This is a genomic window from Ruegeria arenilitoris, assembly GCF_013035315.1.
GTDB classification, from domain to species: domain Bacteria; phylum Pseudomonadota; class Alphaproteobacteria; order Rhodobacterales; family Rhodobacteraceae; genus Ruegeria; species Ruegeria arenilitoris_D.
Window position 1 is genome coordinate 1 of the sequence record NZ_WQHP01000006.1, and the last position, 15,234, is coordinate 15,234.

General features: G+C 56.2%; 24 protein-coding genes. 22 read left to right on the forward strand and 2 right to left on the reverse strand.

Going from position 1 to position 15,234, the window contains the following annotated elements; genetic code table 11:
- On the reverse strand, window positions 1-239 hold a 239-nt coding region (locus GOV53_RS21195), incomplete at its 3' end, for a hypothetical protein (RefSeq protein WP_217361253.1).
- 62 nt (window positions 240-301) lie between these two features.
- Here GOV53_RS21195 and GOV53_RS13810 point away from each other — a divergent pair.
- The gene (locus GOV53_RS13810) at window positions 302-1,045 is read left to right on the forward strand and encodes an FkbM family methyltransferase (RefSeq protein WP_170467566.1); all 744 of its coding nucleotides are present in this window, start codon (window positions 302-304) and stop codon (window positions 1,043-1,045) included.
- A 183-nt stretch (window positions 1,046-1,228) separates the two neighbouring features.
- Here GOV53_RS13810 and GOV53_RS13815 read toward each other — a convergent pair whose 3' ends face one another.
- On the reverse strand, window positions 1,229-2,065 hold the full coding sequence (locus GOV53_RS13815) for a TauD/TfdA dioxygenase family protein (protein ID WP_170467568.1): 837 nt from the start codon (window positions 2,063-2,065) through the stop codon (window positions 1,229-1,231).
- 293 nt (window positions 2,066-2,358) lie between these two features.
- Here GOV53_RS13815 and rpsJ point away from each other — a divergent pair, with 293 nt between their 5' ends.
- From rpsJ to rpsH, 21 genes are all read left to right on the forward strand, one after another.
- Entirely contained in the window at window positions 2,359-2,673 is a 315-nt protein-coding gene (gene rpsJ / locus GOV53_RS13820) for a 30S ribosomal protein S10 (protein ID WP_008756422.1), read from the forward strand.
- A gap of 18 nt (window positions 2,674-2,691) precedes the next feature.
- The gene (gene rplC / locus GOV53_RS13825; protein WP_170467570.1) at window positions 2,692-3,417 is read left to right on the forward strand and encodes a 50S ribosomal protein L3; all 726 of its coding nucleotides are present in this window, start codon (window positions 2,692-2,694) and stop codon (window positions 3,415-3,417) included.
- Window positions 3,414-4,031 carry a 50S ribosomal protein L4 gene (gene rplD / locus GOV53_RS13830; RefSeq protein ID WP_155148664.1) on the forward strand — a complete coding sequence of 206 codons (618 nt, stop codon included), beginning with the start codon at window positions 3,414-3,416 and terminating at the stop codon, window positions 4,029-4,031. Before rplC ends, rplD begins: the two co-directional genes overlap by 4 nt.
- On the forward strand, window positions 4,028-4,324 hold the full coding sequence (locus GOV53_RS13835) for a 50S ribosomal protein L23 (RefSeq protein ID WP_008757532.1): 297 nt from the start codon (window positions 4,028-4,030) through the stop codon (window positions 4,322-4,324). Before rplD ends, GOV53_RS13835 begins: the two co-directional genes overlap by 4 nt.
- 151 nt (window positions 4,325-4,475) lie before the next feature.
- Window positions 4,476-6,392, forward strand: a complete 1,917-nt coding sequence (locus GOV53_RS13840; protein ID WP_217361254.1) for a DUF3604 domain-containing protein — start codon at window positions 4,476-4,478, stop codon at window positions 6,390-6,392.
- 79 nt (window positions 6,393-6,471) lie between these two features.
- A complete protein-coding gene (locus GOV53_RS13845; protein WP_170467572.1) occupies window positions 6,472-7,086 on the forward strand; it encodes a hypothetical protein in 615 nt (204 codons plus the stop codon).
- Between the two features lie 176 nt (window positions 7,087-7,262).
- Window positions 7,263-8,147 (forward strand): DMT family transporter, encoded by an 885-nt coding sequence (locus GOV53_RS13850; protein WP_170467574.1) that lies wholly within the window; start codon window positions 7,263-7,265, stop codon window positions 8,145-8,147.
- A gap of 227 nt (window positions 8,148-8,374) precedes the next feature.
- On the forward strand, window positions 8,375-9,217 hold the full coding sequence (gene rplB, locus GOV53_RS13855; RefSeq protein ID WP_170356688.1) for a 50S ribosomal protein L2: 843 nt from the start codon (window positions 8,375-8,377) through the stop codon (window positions 9,215-9,217).
- A gap of 3 nt (window positions 9,218-9,220) precedes the next feature.
- Window positions 9,221-9,499, forward strand: a complete 279-nt coding sequence (gene rpsS / locus GOV53_RS13860; RefSeq protein ID WP_005980699.1) for a 30S ribosomal protein S19 — start codon at window positions 9,221-9,223, stop codon at window positions 9,497-9,499.
- Window positions 9,500-9,502: 3 nt separating this feature from the next.
- Window positions 9,503-9,883, forward strand: coding sequence for a 50S ribosomal protein L22 (rplV, locus tag GOV53_RS13865; protein WP_039538267.1), 381 nt, complete (start codon window positions 9,503-9,505; stop codon window positions 9,881-9,883).
- Window positions 9,883-10,593 carry a 30S ribosomal protein S3 gene (gene rpsC, locus GOV53_RS13870; RefSeq protein WP_008758042.1) on the forward strand — a complete coding sequence of 237 codons (711 nt, stop codon included), beginning with the start codon at window positions 9,883-9,885 and terminating at the stop codon, window positions 10,591-10,593. The genes rplV and rpsC overlap by 1 nt, the downstream gene beginning before the upstream one ends.
- A 12-nt stretch (window positions 10,594-10,605) precedes the next feature.
- Window positions 10,606-11,019, forward strand: a complete 414-nt coding sequence (gene rplP / locus GOV53_RS13875) for a 50S ribosomal protein L16 (RefSeq protein ID WP_058283513.1) — start codon at window positions 10,606-10,608, stop codon at window positions 11,017-11,019.
- Between the two features lie 86 nt (window positions 11,020-11,105).
- On the forward strand, window positions 11,106-11,642 hold the full coding sequence (locus tag GOV53_RS21525; RefSeq protein WP_170467576.1) for a YHS domain-containing (seleno)protein: 537 nt from the start codon (window positions 11,106-11,108) through the stop codon (window positions 11,640-11,642).
- A 61-nt stretch (window positions 11,643-11,703) separates the two neighbouring features.
- Window positions 11,704-12,324: a 2OG-Fe(II) oxygenase family protein gene (locus GOV53_RS13885; protein ID WP_170467578.1), complete on the forward strand. Its 621-nt coding sequence runs from the start codon at window positions 11,704-11,706 to the stop codon at window positions 12,322-12,324.
- A 419-nt stretch (window positions 12,325-12,743) separates the two neighbouring features.
- The gene (gene rpmC, locus GOV53_RS13890) at window positions 12,744-12,950 is read left to right on the forward strand and encodes a 50S ribosomal protein L29 (RefSeq protein WP_010437082.1); all 207 of its coding nucleotides are present in this window, start codon (window positions 12,744-12,746) and stop codon (window positions 12,948-12,950) included.
- A gap of 4 nt (window positions 12,951-12,954) precedes the next feature.
- Window positions 12,955-13,185, forward strand: a complete 231-nt coding sequence (gene rpsQ / locus GOV53_RS13895; protein ID WP_170356682.1) for a 30S ribosomal protein S17 — start codon at window positions 12,955-12,957, stop codon at window positions 13,183-13,185.
- 76 nt (window positions 13,186-13,261) lie between these two features.
- Window positions 13,262-13,630 (forward strand): 50S ribosomal protein L14, encoded by a 369-nt coding sequence (rplN, locus tag GOV53_RS13900; protein WP_008757934.1) that lies wholly within the window; start codon window positions 13,262-13,264, stop codon window positions 13,628-13,630.
- A 2-nt stretch (window positions 13,631-13,632) separates the two neighbouring features.
- On the forward strand, window positions 13,633-13,944 hold the full coding sequence (gene rplX / locus GOV53_RS13905; RefSeq protein ID WP_155148683.1) for a 50S ribosomal protein L24: 312 nt from the start codon (window positions 13,633-13,635) through the stop codon (window positions 13,942-13,944).
- A complete protein-coding gene (gene rplE / locus GOV53_RS13910; protein WP_170467580.1) occupies window positions 13,937-14,497 on the forward strand; it encodes a 50S ribosomal protein L5 in 561 nt (186 codons plus the stop codon). The genes rplX and rplE overlap by 8 nt, the downstream gene beginning before the upstream one ends.
- A gap of 19 nt (window positions 14,498-14,516) precedes the next feature.
- Window positions 14,517-14,822 (forward strand): 30S ribosomal protein S14, encoded by a 306-nt coding sequence (gene rpsN, locus GOV53_RS13915; RefSeq protein ID WP_068340744.1) that lies wholly within the window; start codon window positions 14,517-14,519, stop codon window positions 14,820-14,822.
- Between the two features lie 13 nt (window positions 14,823-14,835).
- Window positions 14,836-15,228: a 30S ribosomal protein S8 gene (gene rpsH, locus GOV53_RS13920; RefSeq protein ID WP_068340741.1), complete on the forward strand. Its 393-nt coding sequence runs from the start codon at window positions 14,836-14,838 to the stop codon at window positions 15,226-15,228.
- Window positions 15,229-15,234: the final 6 nt, after the last annotated feature.

Here is a 15,234-nt window from a genome sequence, read left to right on the forward strand (position 1 = left end):
GCCGGCGTTGTGTCGAAAATCATCGAGTAATTCGCACCCGCGAATACCGACAGAAAGGGCGCCCAAATGGGCGCCCTTTTTTGTTTGCCCTCTCCCAGACCATAGTGAAACGCGAGCAGGTGCGTTCTGCGGTCGGCAACATACCGGTGCAAACTTCCCGAAAGGGCGCCCAAGGGGCCGTTTTGTAGCTTGGCTGGCGCCACGGCTGCGGTGAGTTTTACGAGTTGTAGAATGTCCAAAGAAGTGCTCAAAAAGGTCTGTGTCGATCCACTTTGACGCAAGCGTTCAGGGAGTTCTTTAAATGGACGAAATCGTACAAAGGCTGTCCAGACGTTTGAAACGCCGCGGCTATGAGGTTCTGCCGAACAAAGAGACGGGCGAATACATCCGCAGTCTCGGTTTTGACGTCCAAACCGTCATTGATGTTGGGGTCGCCGGTGGAACCGCGCATCTTTATGATGCATTCCCCGACGCCAAATTCGTTTTGATCGAGCCGATTGCTGAATACGAAACAAAGCTTCGAAGAAACTGGTCGGACAAAATCAATTTCGACTTTCATGCCTGCGGTGTTGGGGCGGAAAGCGGGCAGACAACGCTGCGTATTCCAACAGTTGGCACTCGGTCGATGGGGACACGCGCGACCATGCTGGAATTCGAAGAATCCGCCACGGTACAGATGTCAAAAATCGAAGAACGACAGGTGTCGGTGAGGACTCTTGACGAGGTTGCGTCTACTTATGAAGGGCCATTCGGCCTGAAAATTGACACAGAGGGTTTCGAGATCGAAGTCATCCGGGGCGCATCAGAGTTGTTGCAAAACTGCGCCTTCGTTTTGGCCGAGGTTTCAACGCGCCGCCGTTACCAGGGCGGCTACAAGTTCAGCGATTTCGTCTCGATTATGGCTGAACATGGGTTCGAGCTGCATGAGTTCATCAGGCCTCCGTCACCGCAAGCAACCGACTGCGACGCGATTTTTGCGCCATTTGACAGTGCTTTGTTCGACTATCGGGATCTGAAGCTATCGCGCATGGCAAAGAAAGGGTGAAAATCGTAGGTCGCCGCGTTGTGCCGAAAATCATCGATTAAGTCGGTTCTGCCGGCCGGTGGGTGAAAATGGCTCCGCCGGACAAGTTAGAGCCCACACCATAGAGGTAAGAAAGAACATCGCATATCAGGCGGTCTGTTTTGTCTTCGACACGATCGTTGATTTGCTGAGAGGAGCAGGCCTTCAGGCAGCCACGGCGGCCCCCAATGGAACGCCCTCTATCGTGACTCTGTGCATCAATCGACGAAAGCCATGGTAGTCGTTGATAGCTTTGTGCCAGGTTGCCCGGTTGTCCCATATGGTAATGTCTCCGGCGCTCCACCGTATACGGCATTGAAATTCAGGTTGTTTGCAATGCTCATATATCATGGCCAGAATCGCCAGAGACTCATCTGGGTTTAAGCCTTGGATATGGGTGGTAAAAACAGGATTAACATATAATCCCCGACGACCACTAATCGGATGAGTGATGACCACGGGATGCGTTGCATCCTGCGTCGCAGCGTTAGCATTTCCGAGCCGCCCGCTTGTTGCTGCTTCGGAATCGCGAATAGAGGATCCGAATACATGGCGAGACGAGTGGACGGCTGACAGGCCATCAACGAACTTGCGCATAGAAGGTGAAAGAGCTTCGTATGCCGCCGCCATGGAAACAAACAAGGTGTCTCCGCCGAACGGAGGGACTTCCAATGCGCGCAAGATCGAACCCATAGCCGGAACTTCGTCATATGAGTGATCCGTGTGCCACCCTTCGCCGACGGCTTCCGTTTGATCCTTTTCTTTGAGCACGGTGGCAATCTCGGGATAGCCCACAACGGGTTTAAAGAACCGGTTTACGTTAATCTGGCCAAAGCGCCGCGCAAAAGCCAAGTGATCGCCCGGCGTGCATTGCTGGTCTCGTATGACAACAACGGAGTGCGCTGCGAAGGCGTCGAAGATTTGCTGAAAATCGTCGGGGTCGGTTACACGCGCGCCTACAATCTCGGCGCCGATAGTTCCAGTCAACGGGATAACTTTCACCTATTCCTCCTCCCAGTATTGGCCACCAAGTTTCGGGTACTCCACTTGAGCTTACCTCATAAGGCTTGCTACACGACATGGTGCCGTATGGTTAGTGAATTGGCTAAGCTTAGCATGCCGTGTACCAGCTGCATTCAATTTTACTCTTGCCAAAATACTCGAGCGCCTTTAGTACGCGCGAGTTCTCAATAAGAACATCAAGGCGGGGTGATTCCCGCCTTTTGGGTTCGAAGAGGGTTGGCGATGCGCGTCTGTCCTCCTCTCAACCTCAACGCCTAAAAAAGGCTGTTAATATGCAAAGCCAAAACATCCGTATTCGGCTGAAGGCATTTGACTATCGCGTTCTGGATGCCAGCACGCAAGAGATCGTCAACACTGCCAAGCGGACCGGCGCGAACGTGCGCGGCCCGATCCCGCTGCCGAACAAAATTGAGAAGTTCACGGTTCTCCGTGGCCCTCACGTTGACAAGAAATCCCGCGACCAGTTCGAGATCCGTACGCACAAGCGTCTGCTCGACATCGTTGATCCGACCCCCCAGACCGTTGACGCGCTGATGAAGCTCGACCTCGCTGCTGGTGTGGACGTCGAGATCAAGCTGCAGTCGTAAGATCGGAGGGTATAGATTATGCGCTCTGGTATTATCGCAAAAAAAGTTGGCATGACCCGCCTGTTCATGGAAGACGGCAAGCAGATCCCTGTGACCGTTCTTCACCTGGACAACCTGCAGGTTGTTGCACAGCGTACCGCTGACAAAGACGGCTACACCGCCGTTCAGCTAGGCGCCGGTGCTGCCAAGGCAAAACGCACCTCGAAAGCCATGCGCGGCCACTACGCCGCTGCAAAGGTTGAGCCCAAGCGTAAGCTGGCCGAGTTCCGCGTCTCCGAAGATGGCCTGATTGATGTGGGCGCCGAGATTTCGGCAGAACACTTCCTGGAAGGTCAGAAAGTTGACGTTTCGGGCACCTCGATCGGTAAAGGCTTTGCCGGTGCGATGAAGCGCCACAACTTCGGTGGTCTGCGCGCTTCGCACGGTGTTTCGATCAGCCACCGTTCGCACGGTTCGACCGGTCAGTGTCAGGACCCGGGCAAGGTTTTCAAAGGCAAGAAGATGGCCGGTCACATGGGTGCTGCCCGTGTCACCACCCAGAACCTGGAAGTCGTCAAAACCGACGCCGACCGGAACCTGGTCTTCATCAAAGGCGCCGTTCCCGGACCGAAATCGGGCTGGGTCACCGTCAAGGACGCCGTCAAGAAGAAAGCACCGGAAGGCCTGCCTTTCCCGGCTGCTGTGAAATCGGCTGCAACCGAAGCACCTGCGGAAGAAGCTGCCGCGGAAGGTGGTGAAGCATGAAACTTGATGTAATCAAACTGGACGGCGGCAAAGCCGGCGACATCGAGCTGAACGCCGACCTGTTCGGTCTCGAGCCGCGTGCGGACATCCTGCACCGTGTGGTCCGTTGGCAGCGCAACAACGCGCAGGCTGGCACCCACAAGGTCAAGACCCGCTCGGAAACCAGCTACTCGACCAAGAAGATCTATCGCCAGAAGGGCACTGGTGGCGCACGCCATGGTGACCGTAATGCGCCGATCTTCCGTAAGGGTGGTATCTACAAGGGCCCGACCCCTCGTTCGCACGGCCACGACCTGCCGAAGAAGTTCCGCAAGCTTGGCCTGCGCCACGCTCTGTCGGCCAAAGCCAAAGCAGGTGAACTGGTTGTGATCGAGAACGCCGAAGCCGAAGGCAAGACCGCCGCTCTGGCCAAACAGGTTGCAAACCTGGGCTGGAAACGTGCTCTGGTCATCGACGGCGCGACCGTGAACGAAGGTTTCCTGAAGGCGTCGCGCAACATCGAAGGTCTGGATATCCTGCCGTCGATGGGTGCAAACGTTTATGACATCCTCAAGCGTGACACCCTGGTGCTCACCAAAGCGGCTGTCGAAGCACTGGAGGCTCGTCTGAAATGAGCGCGAAGGCAGAACACTACGACGTGATCCGCAAGCCGATCATCACTGAAAAGTCGACCATGGCGTCCGAAAACGGCGCGGTTGTCTTTGAAGTGGCGATCGACAGCAACAAGCCGCAGATCAAAGAGGCCGTCGAGGCACTGTTTGGTGTGAAGGTCAAAGCGGTGAACACCACCGTGACCAAAGGCAAGGTCAAGAGGTTCCGCGGCCAGCTGGGTCGTCGGAAAGACGTCAAAAAAGCATATGTGACCCTGGAAGAGGGTAACACCATCGACGTGAGCACCGGTCTCTGATCGGACCCGTCTGTGGCAAGACACAAAGGCCTCCGCGGAAGCGGGGGCTTTTTTCGTTTCGGCACTGGGTCAGATATGGCCCTAAAAATGACTCTCCCGGGAACATGTGATATTCTGAGATATGAATTTTTGTACCAAGGGGGAGTACAAGATGTTCGTTTCATCAAAAACTCAGAACTTGATTTGGTCATTTGCAGTATCGACAACCGCCATGATCTCGGGCGCGCACGCGTTTGAAGGAGTTGTCGCGCCAGAGGCCGTTGGCCTCGAAGAATCCTATTCGCCATTTGTCGGTCGCTCGTACCCGGATACTGTTTTGTTCGGTGATTTGCACTTTCATACGGAAATCTCATTCGATGCCGGTCTGATCGGCACGTCGCTTACGATCCATGATGCTTTTAGAATTGCCCGCGGCGAAAAAGTTATGTCGAACACAGGGCAGCCTGTACAATTGATCCGCCCGCTGGATTTCCTCGCGATTACTGAACATGCCGAGATGCTGGGGCTAGCCACGGCGATCCGCACTTCGAATCCTCGGCTGTTACAGGATGAGTGGGGCAAGCGCATCCATGATCAGTTCCGGGAAGGGCAGGACGCCCGAATGGCCGCCTTTGCGGAAATCATCGACCTTGGCACTGTTCAGGGGCGTGACCCAACTGCGGGTCTAGGTTTGGACGGCGATCTATGGCTCGAGATTGTTGAAACCGTGGATCAGTACAACGTCCCCGGTCAATTCACGGCGCTTACCGGCTTTGAATGGACCTTCACCCCCAGGGGCGACAATCTCCATCGTGTGATCCTGTTTGCGGATGGGGCTGACAAGACCAGCCGGACAAAACCCCTTTCCTTCTTCGAGGCTCCGGACCCCCAGATGCTGTGGGAATACCTTGAAGCTTATGAGGAGCGCACGGGCGGGCAGGCAATTGCCGTGCCGCATAATGCGAACATGTCCAACGGGCTGATGTTCAGCAAGAACAAGTTCGATGGCTCACCAATGGATGCAGATTATGCCGCGAAGAGAATTCGCTGGGAGCCGATGCACGAGATGACGCAGATCAAAGGGGATGAGGAAACCCACCCCATGTTGTCCCCCGACGACGAGTTCGCCGATTTCGAAAGTTGGGACGTGGCTAACCTGTCCGGCACAGTGGCCAAGACACCCGAGATGTTGCGCTATGAATATGCGAGGTCCGCGTTGAAGGTCGGGCTGGAGCTGGGCCGTGAGATCGGCGTCAATCCCTATAAGTTCGGCCTCTATGGCACCACCGATGCCCACACGGCCATTCCGACCACGCGTGAGGACAACTATTTCGGCAAGTATCAGCACACCGAACCCTCGGCCAATCGGCACAATATCGATGTGATCCCGGCTGAGGATCCCGCCTTGCGGATTGTCACAGCGCAGGAATCCGCAGCTGGTCTGACAGCCGTCTGGGCCCGCGAAAACACCCGCGCCGAGGTTTTTGGCGCGATCACCCGCAAAGAGGCCTATGCCACAACCGGCAGCCGCATTCGCGTGCGTGTATTCGGCGGGTGGGGGTTTGAAGAGGCTGATTTGCACGCAGCGGATTTCGTATCCAACGGGTATCAGAATGGCGTTCCGATGGGGGGTGATCTGATGAACATCCCCGAAGGTGGAACACCTCGGTTCCTGATCCGGGCTCTGCGCGATCCGGACGGAGCTAATCTTGACCGGGTGCAGATTATCAAGGGCTGGCTGGATGCCGAAGGTCAGACGCATGAGCGGATCTATGACCTCGCCGTATCTGGAGATAGGCAGATCGGCGAAGACGGTCGCGCGCGTGAACCCGTTGGGAATACGGTTGATATCGAGTCCGCCACCTACACCAATTCGATTGGTTCCCCGGCCTTGTCGGCCTATTGGCAGGATCCGGAATTCGACGAAGGGCAGGATGCGTTCTATTATATTCGGGTGATAGAGATACCAAAGCCCAGATGGACGACTTACGACGCGGCTTTCTACGGGGTCCCTCTGCCCGAGGCCGTACCGCCAACCGTTCAGGACCGGGCCTATACCTCTCCGATATGGTACACGAGCGGGAACTGAATTGACGGAACCACATACGGAACGGGCCTCTGAGCCTGTGCACTCCCCAGAGCCGCGGCGCCAATCTCTGGCTTGGCGCATGATGCAACTGTTTGCGGCCAAGCCGGCGCAACCGACTGCGGTTGGCCCAGAAGCTGAGGCTGCGCGCGCACAGGTTGTCGAGCGGATGCGGGCCTTCAGCGCTGAGCCCTATTTTCAAATCGCCGATGAAAAGTTGGGGATGCTTTCGGTTTTCGACGATCTGAAATACGACCGGGCGGATGTGGATATGGTCTCTCCTGCGATGCGTAAGCACGTGGTTGGCAAGCTTGGCCCGCTTGGATTTCGTCAGACCTCGGGCACGGTGCTAGAGCACGCCGAGGCCGATATGCGCGTGCACATCCCCAAGTTCCACGCCCTCGGCGCCTCGCCCTTCGACATTGCACGCTATACCGAGAAACGCCCGCAGGATTACTGCCTGCTGACGCCCACACAGGTGGCCTGTCAGTACGTGGACCATTATGAGTTGGACGACGCAGTGCAGCGGATCGAGGCGTTGATTGCGAAACACCCGATCAATCTGCTCAAACTGGCGGATTATCTGGAAGGCAAACCCAAACACCGCGCCTTTCGCGAGGTGCTGGGGCATATCAAACTTAAGCAACGGATCGCGGTGGAGTCCGAGCCGCTGTGTCGCAGGCGATCTTTGGGGTGACTGACCCACTGCGCCGTTAGCAAGGCGTATGAGTTTTGGCCGCCAGAACACGTTGCCGATGACGCACAACGTTCTCTCTTATAGCCATTGGCGTTGGGGTATGCTGATGGAGTAGCTTGAGAAATTTACAACTGATGAAGTAGCTTTGCTGTGGGGCAATTCTTCAAAGGTTATAGATGCGTTTCTTTAAGAGTCACCGCGGGGGTATAGCTCTGATTATGATTGGGGCAGTGGTGGTTTCGCCTACAGGCTCTGTGGTCGCGGCTTTCGATCAATCAAGTCCTTCTGAATTGCTCGTCTTCCGCTGTATTGGCATATTTTTATTTTTTTTGTTCCTATTGATCTTCGATAGCGCAAAGCCTTTGTCCAGTGTGATGTTCGGCATCGGAAAGCCTGGGCTTTGCGCAGGCCTTTCAATTTCGATGGCCCTGGTTTTATCGATGTACTCATTCCAGCACACAACCGTCGCGCGTACGTTGTTGTTTTTCTCGATTGCGCCAATGTTCTCGGCACTTCTTAGTTGGTTCGTTCTGGGTGAAAGACTGTCTTTGGCCACGTTGCTGGCGCTTGGGTTAGCAATGCTGGGCATATGTTTCGTCGCACTCGGTGGTAAGGCCGATCTGGCAGGTTCAAAGCCTGGACATTTTTACGGTGATGTTTCTGCTTTATGCGGATCAATTGCATATGCCGTTTTTACGGTATCGCTTCGCGCCGGAAAAGCCACTGATATGCGTCCGGCGATGTTGTTGGGTGGGGGCCTCGGTATCGTTTGGGGTTTGAGTTTTCTGGCGCTGACGGGGCAGGGTTTTTCGGGCGACTGGTCTGCAGTTTGGCTCATGATGTTTGTGGGTTTTTGTCTCACTGGAACAACTTTCCTGTTATTCACCCTCGGTTCAAAGTTTGTGCCTGCCGCTGAATTTGCGATGATTTCGCTTTCCGAAGTGTTTTGGGGATCGCTTTGGGCATGGCTGTTCCTGAGCCAAGGAATTTCCAGTCTGACGGCGATGGGGGCGGTCGTTTTCTTTGCGGCCGTTTTCATAGACGCCAAATATGCGCGGTAACTTGACGTGATAAACCTTGGCTAATGGGATTTGGGAAATCGTATCGCGCCCTATAGACACCCACCCCCAACCCTGTTACACGCTCCCAATCTTGCGGCCTCGGATTCGTTCCGGGGCCTCTGATATTTGTAACCGGGGACCTTCGGGGCCCTATACCCTTGGCACCTACGGGGGCCTATCACATAGCGGGGAAACTCCCTGCACTTGCTAAACGGAAGACAGAAAGCATGGCACTTAAGTCGTACAAGCCGACGACGCCGGGCCAGCGCGGGCTGGTGCTGATCGACCGTTCGGAGCTTTGGAAAGGACGTCCGGTCAAGTCTCTCACAGAGGGTTTGACCAAATCGGGCGGCCGGAACAACACCGGACGGATCACTTCACGCCGCCGCGGTGGTGGCGCAAAGCGTCTCTACCGGATCGTTGACTTCAAACGGAACAAATTTGATGTCGCGGCAACCGTCGAGCGGATCGAATATGACCCGAACCGGACCGCATTCATCGCACTGGTAAAATACGAAGACGGCGAGCAGGCGTATATCCTGGCTCCGCAGCGTCTAGCTGTTGGTGACAAAGTCATCGCGTCGGCAAAAGCTGACATCAAGCCGGGCAACGCAATGCCGTTCTCGGGCATGCCTATTGGTACCATCGTCCACAACATCGAGATGAAGCCGGGTAAAGGCGGTCAGATCGCACGTGCGGCTGGTACTTACGCTCAGTTCGTTGGTCGCGATGGCGGCTACGCTCAGATCCGTCTGAGCTCGGGCGAGCTTCGCATGGTCCGTCAGGAATGCATGGCCACCGTTGGTGCCGTGTCCAACCCCGACAACTCGAACCAGAACCTCGGTAAAGCCGGTCGTATGCGCCACAAAGGCGTTCGTCCGTCGGTTCGTGGTGTTGCAATGAACCCGATCGATCACCCGCACGGTGGTGGTGAAGGTCGTACCTCGGGTGGCCGTACACCGGTTACGCCGTGGGGTAAGGACACCAAGGGTAAGCGTACCCGCAACAAGAACAAAGCGTCCCAGAAGCTGATCATCCGCTCGCGGCACGCCAAGAAGAAGGGACGTTAATCTATGTCTCGCTCTGTTTGGAAGGGTCCTTTCGTCGATGCTTACGTGCTGAAAAAAGCCGAAGCAGCGCGCGAGTCGGGCCGCAACGAAGTCATCAAAATCTGGTCGCGTCGTTCCACCATTCTGCCCCAGTTCGTGGGTCTGACCTTTGGTGTGTACAACGGCCAGAAGCACATTCCCGTCAACGTCTCGGAAGACATGATCGGTCAGAAGTTCGGTGAATACTCGCCGACCCGTACCTATTATGGCCACGCCGCAGACAAAAAAGCGAAGCGGAAGTAAGTCATGGGCAAGGAAAAGAACCCCCGCCGCGTGGCTGAAAACGAAGCAATGGCGAAAACCCGCATGCTTCGCACCAGCCCGCAGAAACTGAACCTGGTTGCGCAAATGATCCGCGGCAAGAAAGTTGAGAAGGCTCTGACCGACCTGACTTTCTCGAACAAGCGTGTCGCGCAGGATGTCAAGAAGTGCCTGCAGTCCGCAATCGCGAATGCCGAAAACAACCACAACCTGGACGTTGACGAGCTGATCGTCGCCGAAGCATGGGTTGGCAAGAACCTGGTCATGAAGCGCGGTCGTCCGCGTGCCCGTGGCCGTTTCGGCAAGATCATGAAGCCGTTCTCGGAGATCACCATCAAGGTGCGTCAAGTTGAGGAGCAAGCCTAATGGGTCATAAAGTAAATCCGATCGGCATGCGCCTGCAGGTCAACCGCACCTGGGACAGCCGCTGGTACGCCGACACCAAGGACTACGGTGATCTTCTGCTGGAAGACCTCAAGATCCGTGAGTTCATCAACAAAGAGTGCAAGCAGGCCGGTGTTGCCCGTGTGATCATCGAACGTCCGCACAAAAAGTGCCGCGTTACGATCCACACTGCACGTCCCGGTGTCATCATCGGCAAGAAAGGTGCAGACATCGAAGTTCTGCGCAAAAAGCTTGCTCGTATGACCGACAGCGAACTGCACCTGAACATCGTCGAAGTGCGCAAGCCCGAGCTTGACGCGCAGCTGGTTGCCGAGTCCATCGCTCAGCAGCTGGAACGTCGTGTTTCGTTCCGTCGCGCCATGAAGCGGTCGGTTCAGAACGCCATGCGCATGGGCGCCCTGGGTATCCGGGTGAACGTCGCTGGTCGTCTGGGCGGCGCCGAAATCGCACGGACCGAGTGGTACCGCGAAGGCCGCGTGCCTCTGCACACCCTGCGTGCCGACATCGATTACGCACATGCCGAAGCGATGACTCCTTACGGGATCATCGGGATCAAGGTCTGGATCTTCAAAGGTGAGATCATGGAGCACGATCCGCAGGCACGTGACCGTAAAGCACAGGAACTCCAGGACGGCCCTGCACCTCGTGGTGCTGGTGGCGGTCGTCGCTAAGGAGGGAAAGATATGCTTCAACCAAAGCGTACTAAATTCCGCAAGATGCACAAAGGCCGGATCAAGGGTCTCGCCAAAGGCGGCTCTGATCTGAACTTTGGCACCTACGGCCTGAAAGCTCTTGAGCCTGAGCGTGTAACTGCACGCCAGATCGAAGCTGCACGTCGTGCCATGACGCGTCACATGAAGCGTCAGGGTCGTGTCTGGATCCGCATCTTCCCCGACACTCCGGTCACTGCAAAGCCGATCGAAGTTCGTATGGGTAAAGGTAAAGGTTCGGTCGACCGTTGGGCCTGCAAAGTCAAGCCTGGCCGCGTGATGTTCGAGATCGACGGCGTCAATGACGACATCGCCCGCGAGGCCCTGCGCCTGGCCGCGATGAAGCTGCCGATCAAGACTCGCGTCGTGGTTCGCGAAGACTGGTAAGCGATCCGGGGAAACCCGATTGTTTGGTACTGACCCCGCTGGGAAACTGGCGGGGTTTTTCTTTTCCGGGCGCAGGGCACAGAGACGTGACTGGCAATCTGAACGGCGACATGGATATCATCGGGCCTAGCATCATCGTTTCGGGATGGCCGGTCATGTCACGCTTTCTTCGCCTGTTTGCACTTTCCTCTCTGTTGATCAGCACGGCAATGATGGCCGCGCCGACCGCGCTCGCTGCGTCGCCCGAAGTGAACCTGGGTCACTTCAACGGTCTCGCGATGAACGGCTATGACGTCATGACGTATTGGCGCGGTGGCAATCCTCAAAAAGGCGACCCAGAGATTGCGACCGATTATGACGGGACCACTTGGGTCTTTCTGAGTGATGAAAACCGGCAAGCCTTCCTGTCCGATCCTGCGAAGTTCGCGCCACAATTTGGCGGATATTGCGCCTACGCGGCCAGCCAGAACGCGCTTGCGGATGTCGACCCGATCGCCTGGCGCATCTGGGATGACAAGCTGTACCTGAACTACAGCATTGAGGTGCGCCGGACCTGGGCAAACAAGATCGACGAGAATATCGAAAAAGCGAACGGCTACTGGCCGGATCTGTTGCAGCAATAGGTCGCGACCCGGGGCGGTCATAGCCCTCGCCTGCGCGAACTGACTGGGCTATGACGGGGCCATGGCACAGATTGAATCGCTCTTCGTTACCCGTCTCTATCGCGCAGCTTTGTCCGAGTTTGATCCTAAGATCGACCCGGATGAGTTGGAAAGCTCTTGCCTTGTCATCGCCGAGGATGATGAGGCCGGGCAGGAATGGTGTGAAGAGAACGGCTATCCCGGTTACACCAGCTATGCCTCACTGACCGATCTGCCATGGCGGTTCCCGATCTTCGCCGATCTGGTCAAAGCGCTGGATCAGCACGTGGCCGCCTTTGCCAAGGACCTGGAGTTCGATTTGGGCGAGGGCGAGCTGAAACTGGAGGACCTGTGGATCAACATCCTGCCCGAGGGCGGCATGCACTCCAGCCACTTGCATCCGCACAGCGTAATCTCGGGCACGACCTATGTGGCAATGCCCGAAGGCGCGAGCGCGCTGAAACTGGAAGACCCCCGCTCAGGCCGCATGATGGCCGCCCCGACACGGTTGAAAGGTGGTCGACGCGACTTGCAGCCGTTCATCTATATGAAGCCGCAAGTTGGCGATGTCCTGCTTTGGGAAAGCTGGCTGCGCCACGAGGTGCCAATGAACATGGCCGAGGAAGAGCGGATCAGTGTCAGCTTTAACTACAAATGGGAGTAACAGCTGCCTTGCGGAGGCTGTGAATGCTGGCGCCCTAGTATTTTGGGGCGGCTTCCTCATACTGTTTCTTGCGACGCTCTTTCGTTCTGGCGGGAACGTTAAGGATGGTCTTCGGGCAATTCTGTGGCGTTCTAATTTGCACTTGCTGCCGAGATATGAGGGTGCAATCTGGGCCGCGATATTTGTTGCTACATTTTATGTCTCTTGGACTGCGTTAAAGGCTTGCTCGGGTTAGTGGAGAGCCGTGTTCAGACCGGCTTCCAAACTTTCCCTTGCCACCCACCCTTCAAACCCTTATACGGCGGCATCCTGCGATCTCCCGGCGTTGTCGGGCGATTCGTATGTCTATAATTCATCCACCAGGTCCAAGGTGACCCTATCAGGGGGCCTTCTGGTGTTTTGAGCAAAGGAAAAAGGCGATGAACGCCCAAGAACTGCGTGACAAGACCCCGGACCAGCTCCGCGAGGAACTGGCCAACCTGAAGAAAGAAAGCTTTAACCTGCGCTTTCAACAGGCAACCGGTCAGCTGGAAAACACTGCCGGCATCAAAGCGGCCCGCCGCAATGCTGCCCGTGTCAAAACCATTCTGAACGAAAAGGCCGCTGCTGCGGCATCCGAGGAGTAATCAGATGCCCAAGCGTATCCTGCAAGGCACCGTGACCAGCGACGCCAACGAACAGACCGTAACCGTTCAGGTAGAGCGCCGCTTTACACATCCGGTTCTGAAGAAAACCATCCGTAAGTCTAAGAAATACCGGGCTCACGATGAAAAGAACGCCTTCAAGGTCGGCGACACCGTACGCATCATCGAATGCGCGCCGAAATCGAAGACGAAACGTTGGGAAGTTCTGGAAGCGTAAGTTTCCGGGATTTTCCCATTTGTCGAAACCCTGGGGGATCTAACGAGACCAGCCCCCACAGGTCGGGAGAAACCACATGATCCAGATGCAGACCAATCTGGATGTCGCTGACAACTCCGGCGCACGCCGAGTTCAGTGCATCAAGGTCCTGGGTGGTTCCAAGCGTAAATACGCCTCCGTTGGCGACATCATTGTCGTCTCGGTGAAGGAAGCCATCCCGCGCGGCCGCGTAAAGAAAGGTGACGTCCGTAAGGCCGTCGTCGTACGCACCGCCAAGGAAGTCCGTCGCGAAGACGGCACCGCGATCCGTTTTGATCGCAACGCCGCCGTCATCCTGAACAACAACAACGAGCCCGTAGGTACCCGTATCTTTGGCCCCGTTGTTCGCGAACTGCGCGGCAAGAACTTCATGAAAATCATCTCGCTGGCTCCGGAGGTGCTGTAATCATGGCTGCTAAACTCCGCAAAGGCGACAAGGTCGTTGTGCTGGCCGGCAAGGACAAGGGCAAAGAGGGAACCATTTCCTCGGTTGACCCCAAAGCCGGTAAAGCTGTTGTCGATGGCATCAACATCGCCATCCGCCACACCCGCCAGACCCAGAACTCGCAAGGTGGTCGCCTGCCTCAGGCAAACCCGATCGAGCTGTCGAACCTGGCACTGCTGGACAAAAACGGTAAAGCAACCCGCGTTGGCTTCCGCATGGAAGGTGACAAGAAGGTCCGCTTCGCCAAGACCACAGGGGACGTGATCGATGCTTGATAACGCAACCTACACCCCGCGTCTGAAAGCTCAGTACGTTGAAACCATCCGCGCCGCTCTGAAAGAAGAGTTCGGCTACAAGAACGACATGCAGCTGCCCAAGCTGGAAAAAATCGTTCTGAACATCGGTTGTGGTGCTGAGGCCGTCAAAGACTCGAAGAAAGCAAAAGCTGCTGTCGAAGATCTGACTGCGATTGCTGGTCAACAGGCCGTTGCAACCAAGGCGAAGAAGTCGATCGCGGGTTTCCGCGTCCGTGAAGACATGCCGCTGGGCGCGAAAGTGACCCTGCGCGGTGACCGGATGTACGAATTCCTGGATCGTCTGATCACCATCGCGATGCCGCGTGTTCGTGACTTCCGCGGTGTTAAGCCGTCTTTCGATGGTCAGGGCAACTTTGCCATGGGCATGAAAGAGCACATCGTGTTCCCGGAAATCGATTTCGACAAAGTCGACGAAGTCTGGGGCCTGGATATCGTAATTGCCACCACAGCGAAAACCGACGCTGAAGCGAAGAGCCTGTTGAAAGCATTCAACATGCCGTTCAACGCGTAAGCGCCGGGAGGATTGAGACATGGCTAAAAAAGCAATGATCGAACGCGAGAAGAAGCGCGAACGCCTGGTGGCCAAATATGCCGCAAAGCGTGCCGAGCTGAAAGAAATCGCGAATGACGAGAGCCGCCCGATGGAAGAGCGTTTCAAAGCGCGTCTGAAACTGGCGAAACTGCCGCGCAACAGCTCGGCTACACGTCTGCACAACCGTTGTCAGCTGACCGGTCGTCCCCACGCTTACTACCGTAAGCTGAAGGTCAGCCGTATCGCGCTGCGCGAGCTGGGTTCTGCTGGTCAGATCCCCGGCATGGTGAAATCGAGCTGGTAAGGGAGACATAGATATGAATGATCCTATCGGCGATATGCTCACCCGTATCCGCAACGCGCAAATGCGCGGCAAGTCCACCGTTTCCACACCTGCTTCCAAGCTGCGCGGTTGGGTTCTGGACGTGCTGGCGGACGAAGGTTACATCCGTGGCTATGAAAAGACGACCGGCGAAAACGGTCATCCGGCCATCGAAATCAGCCTGAAATACTACGAAGGCACCCCTGTCATTCGCGAACTGAAGCGGGTCTCGAAGCCCGGTCGCCGCGTGTACATGGGCGTCAATGACATCCCGCAGGTCCGTCAGGGTCTGGGTGTGTCGATTGTCAGCACTCCGAAAGGTGTGATGTCGGACGCAAACGCTCGCTCCAACAATGTTGGCGGCGAAGTGCTCTGCACCGTCTTCTAAGGAGGT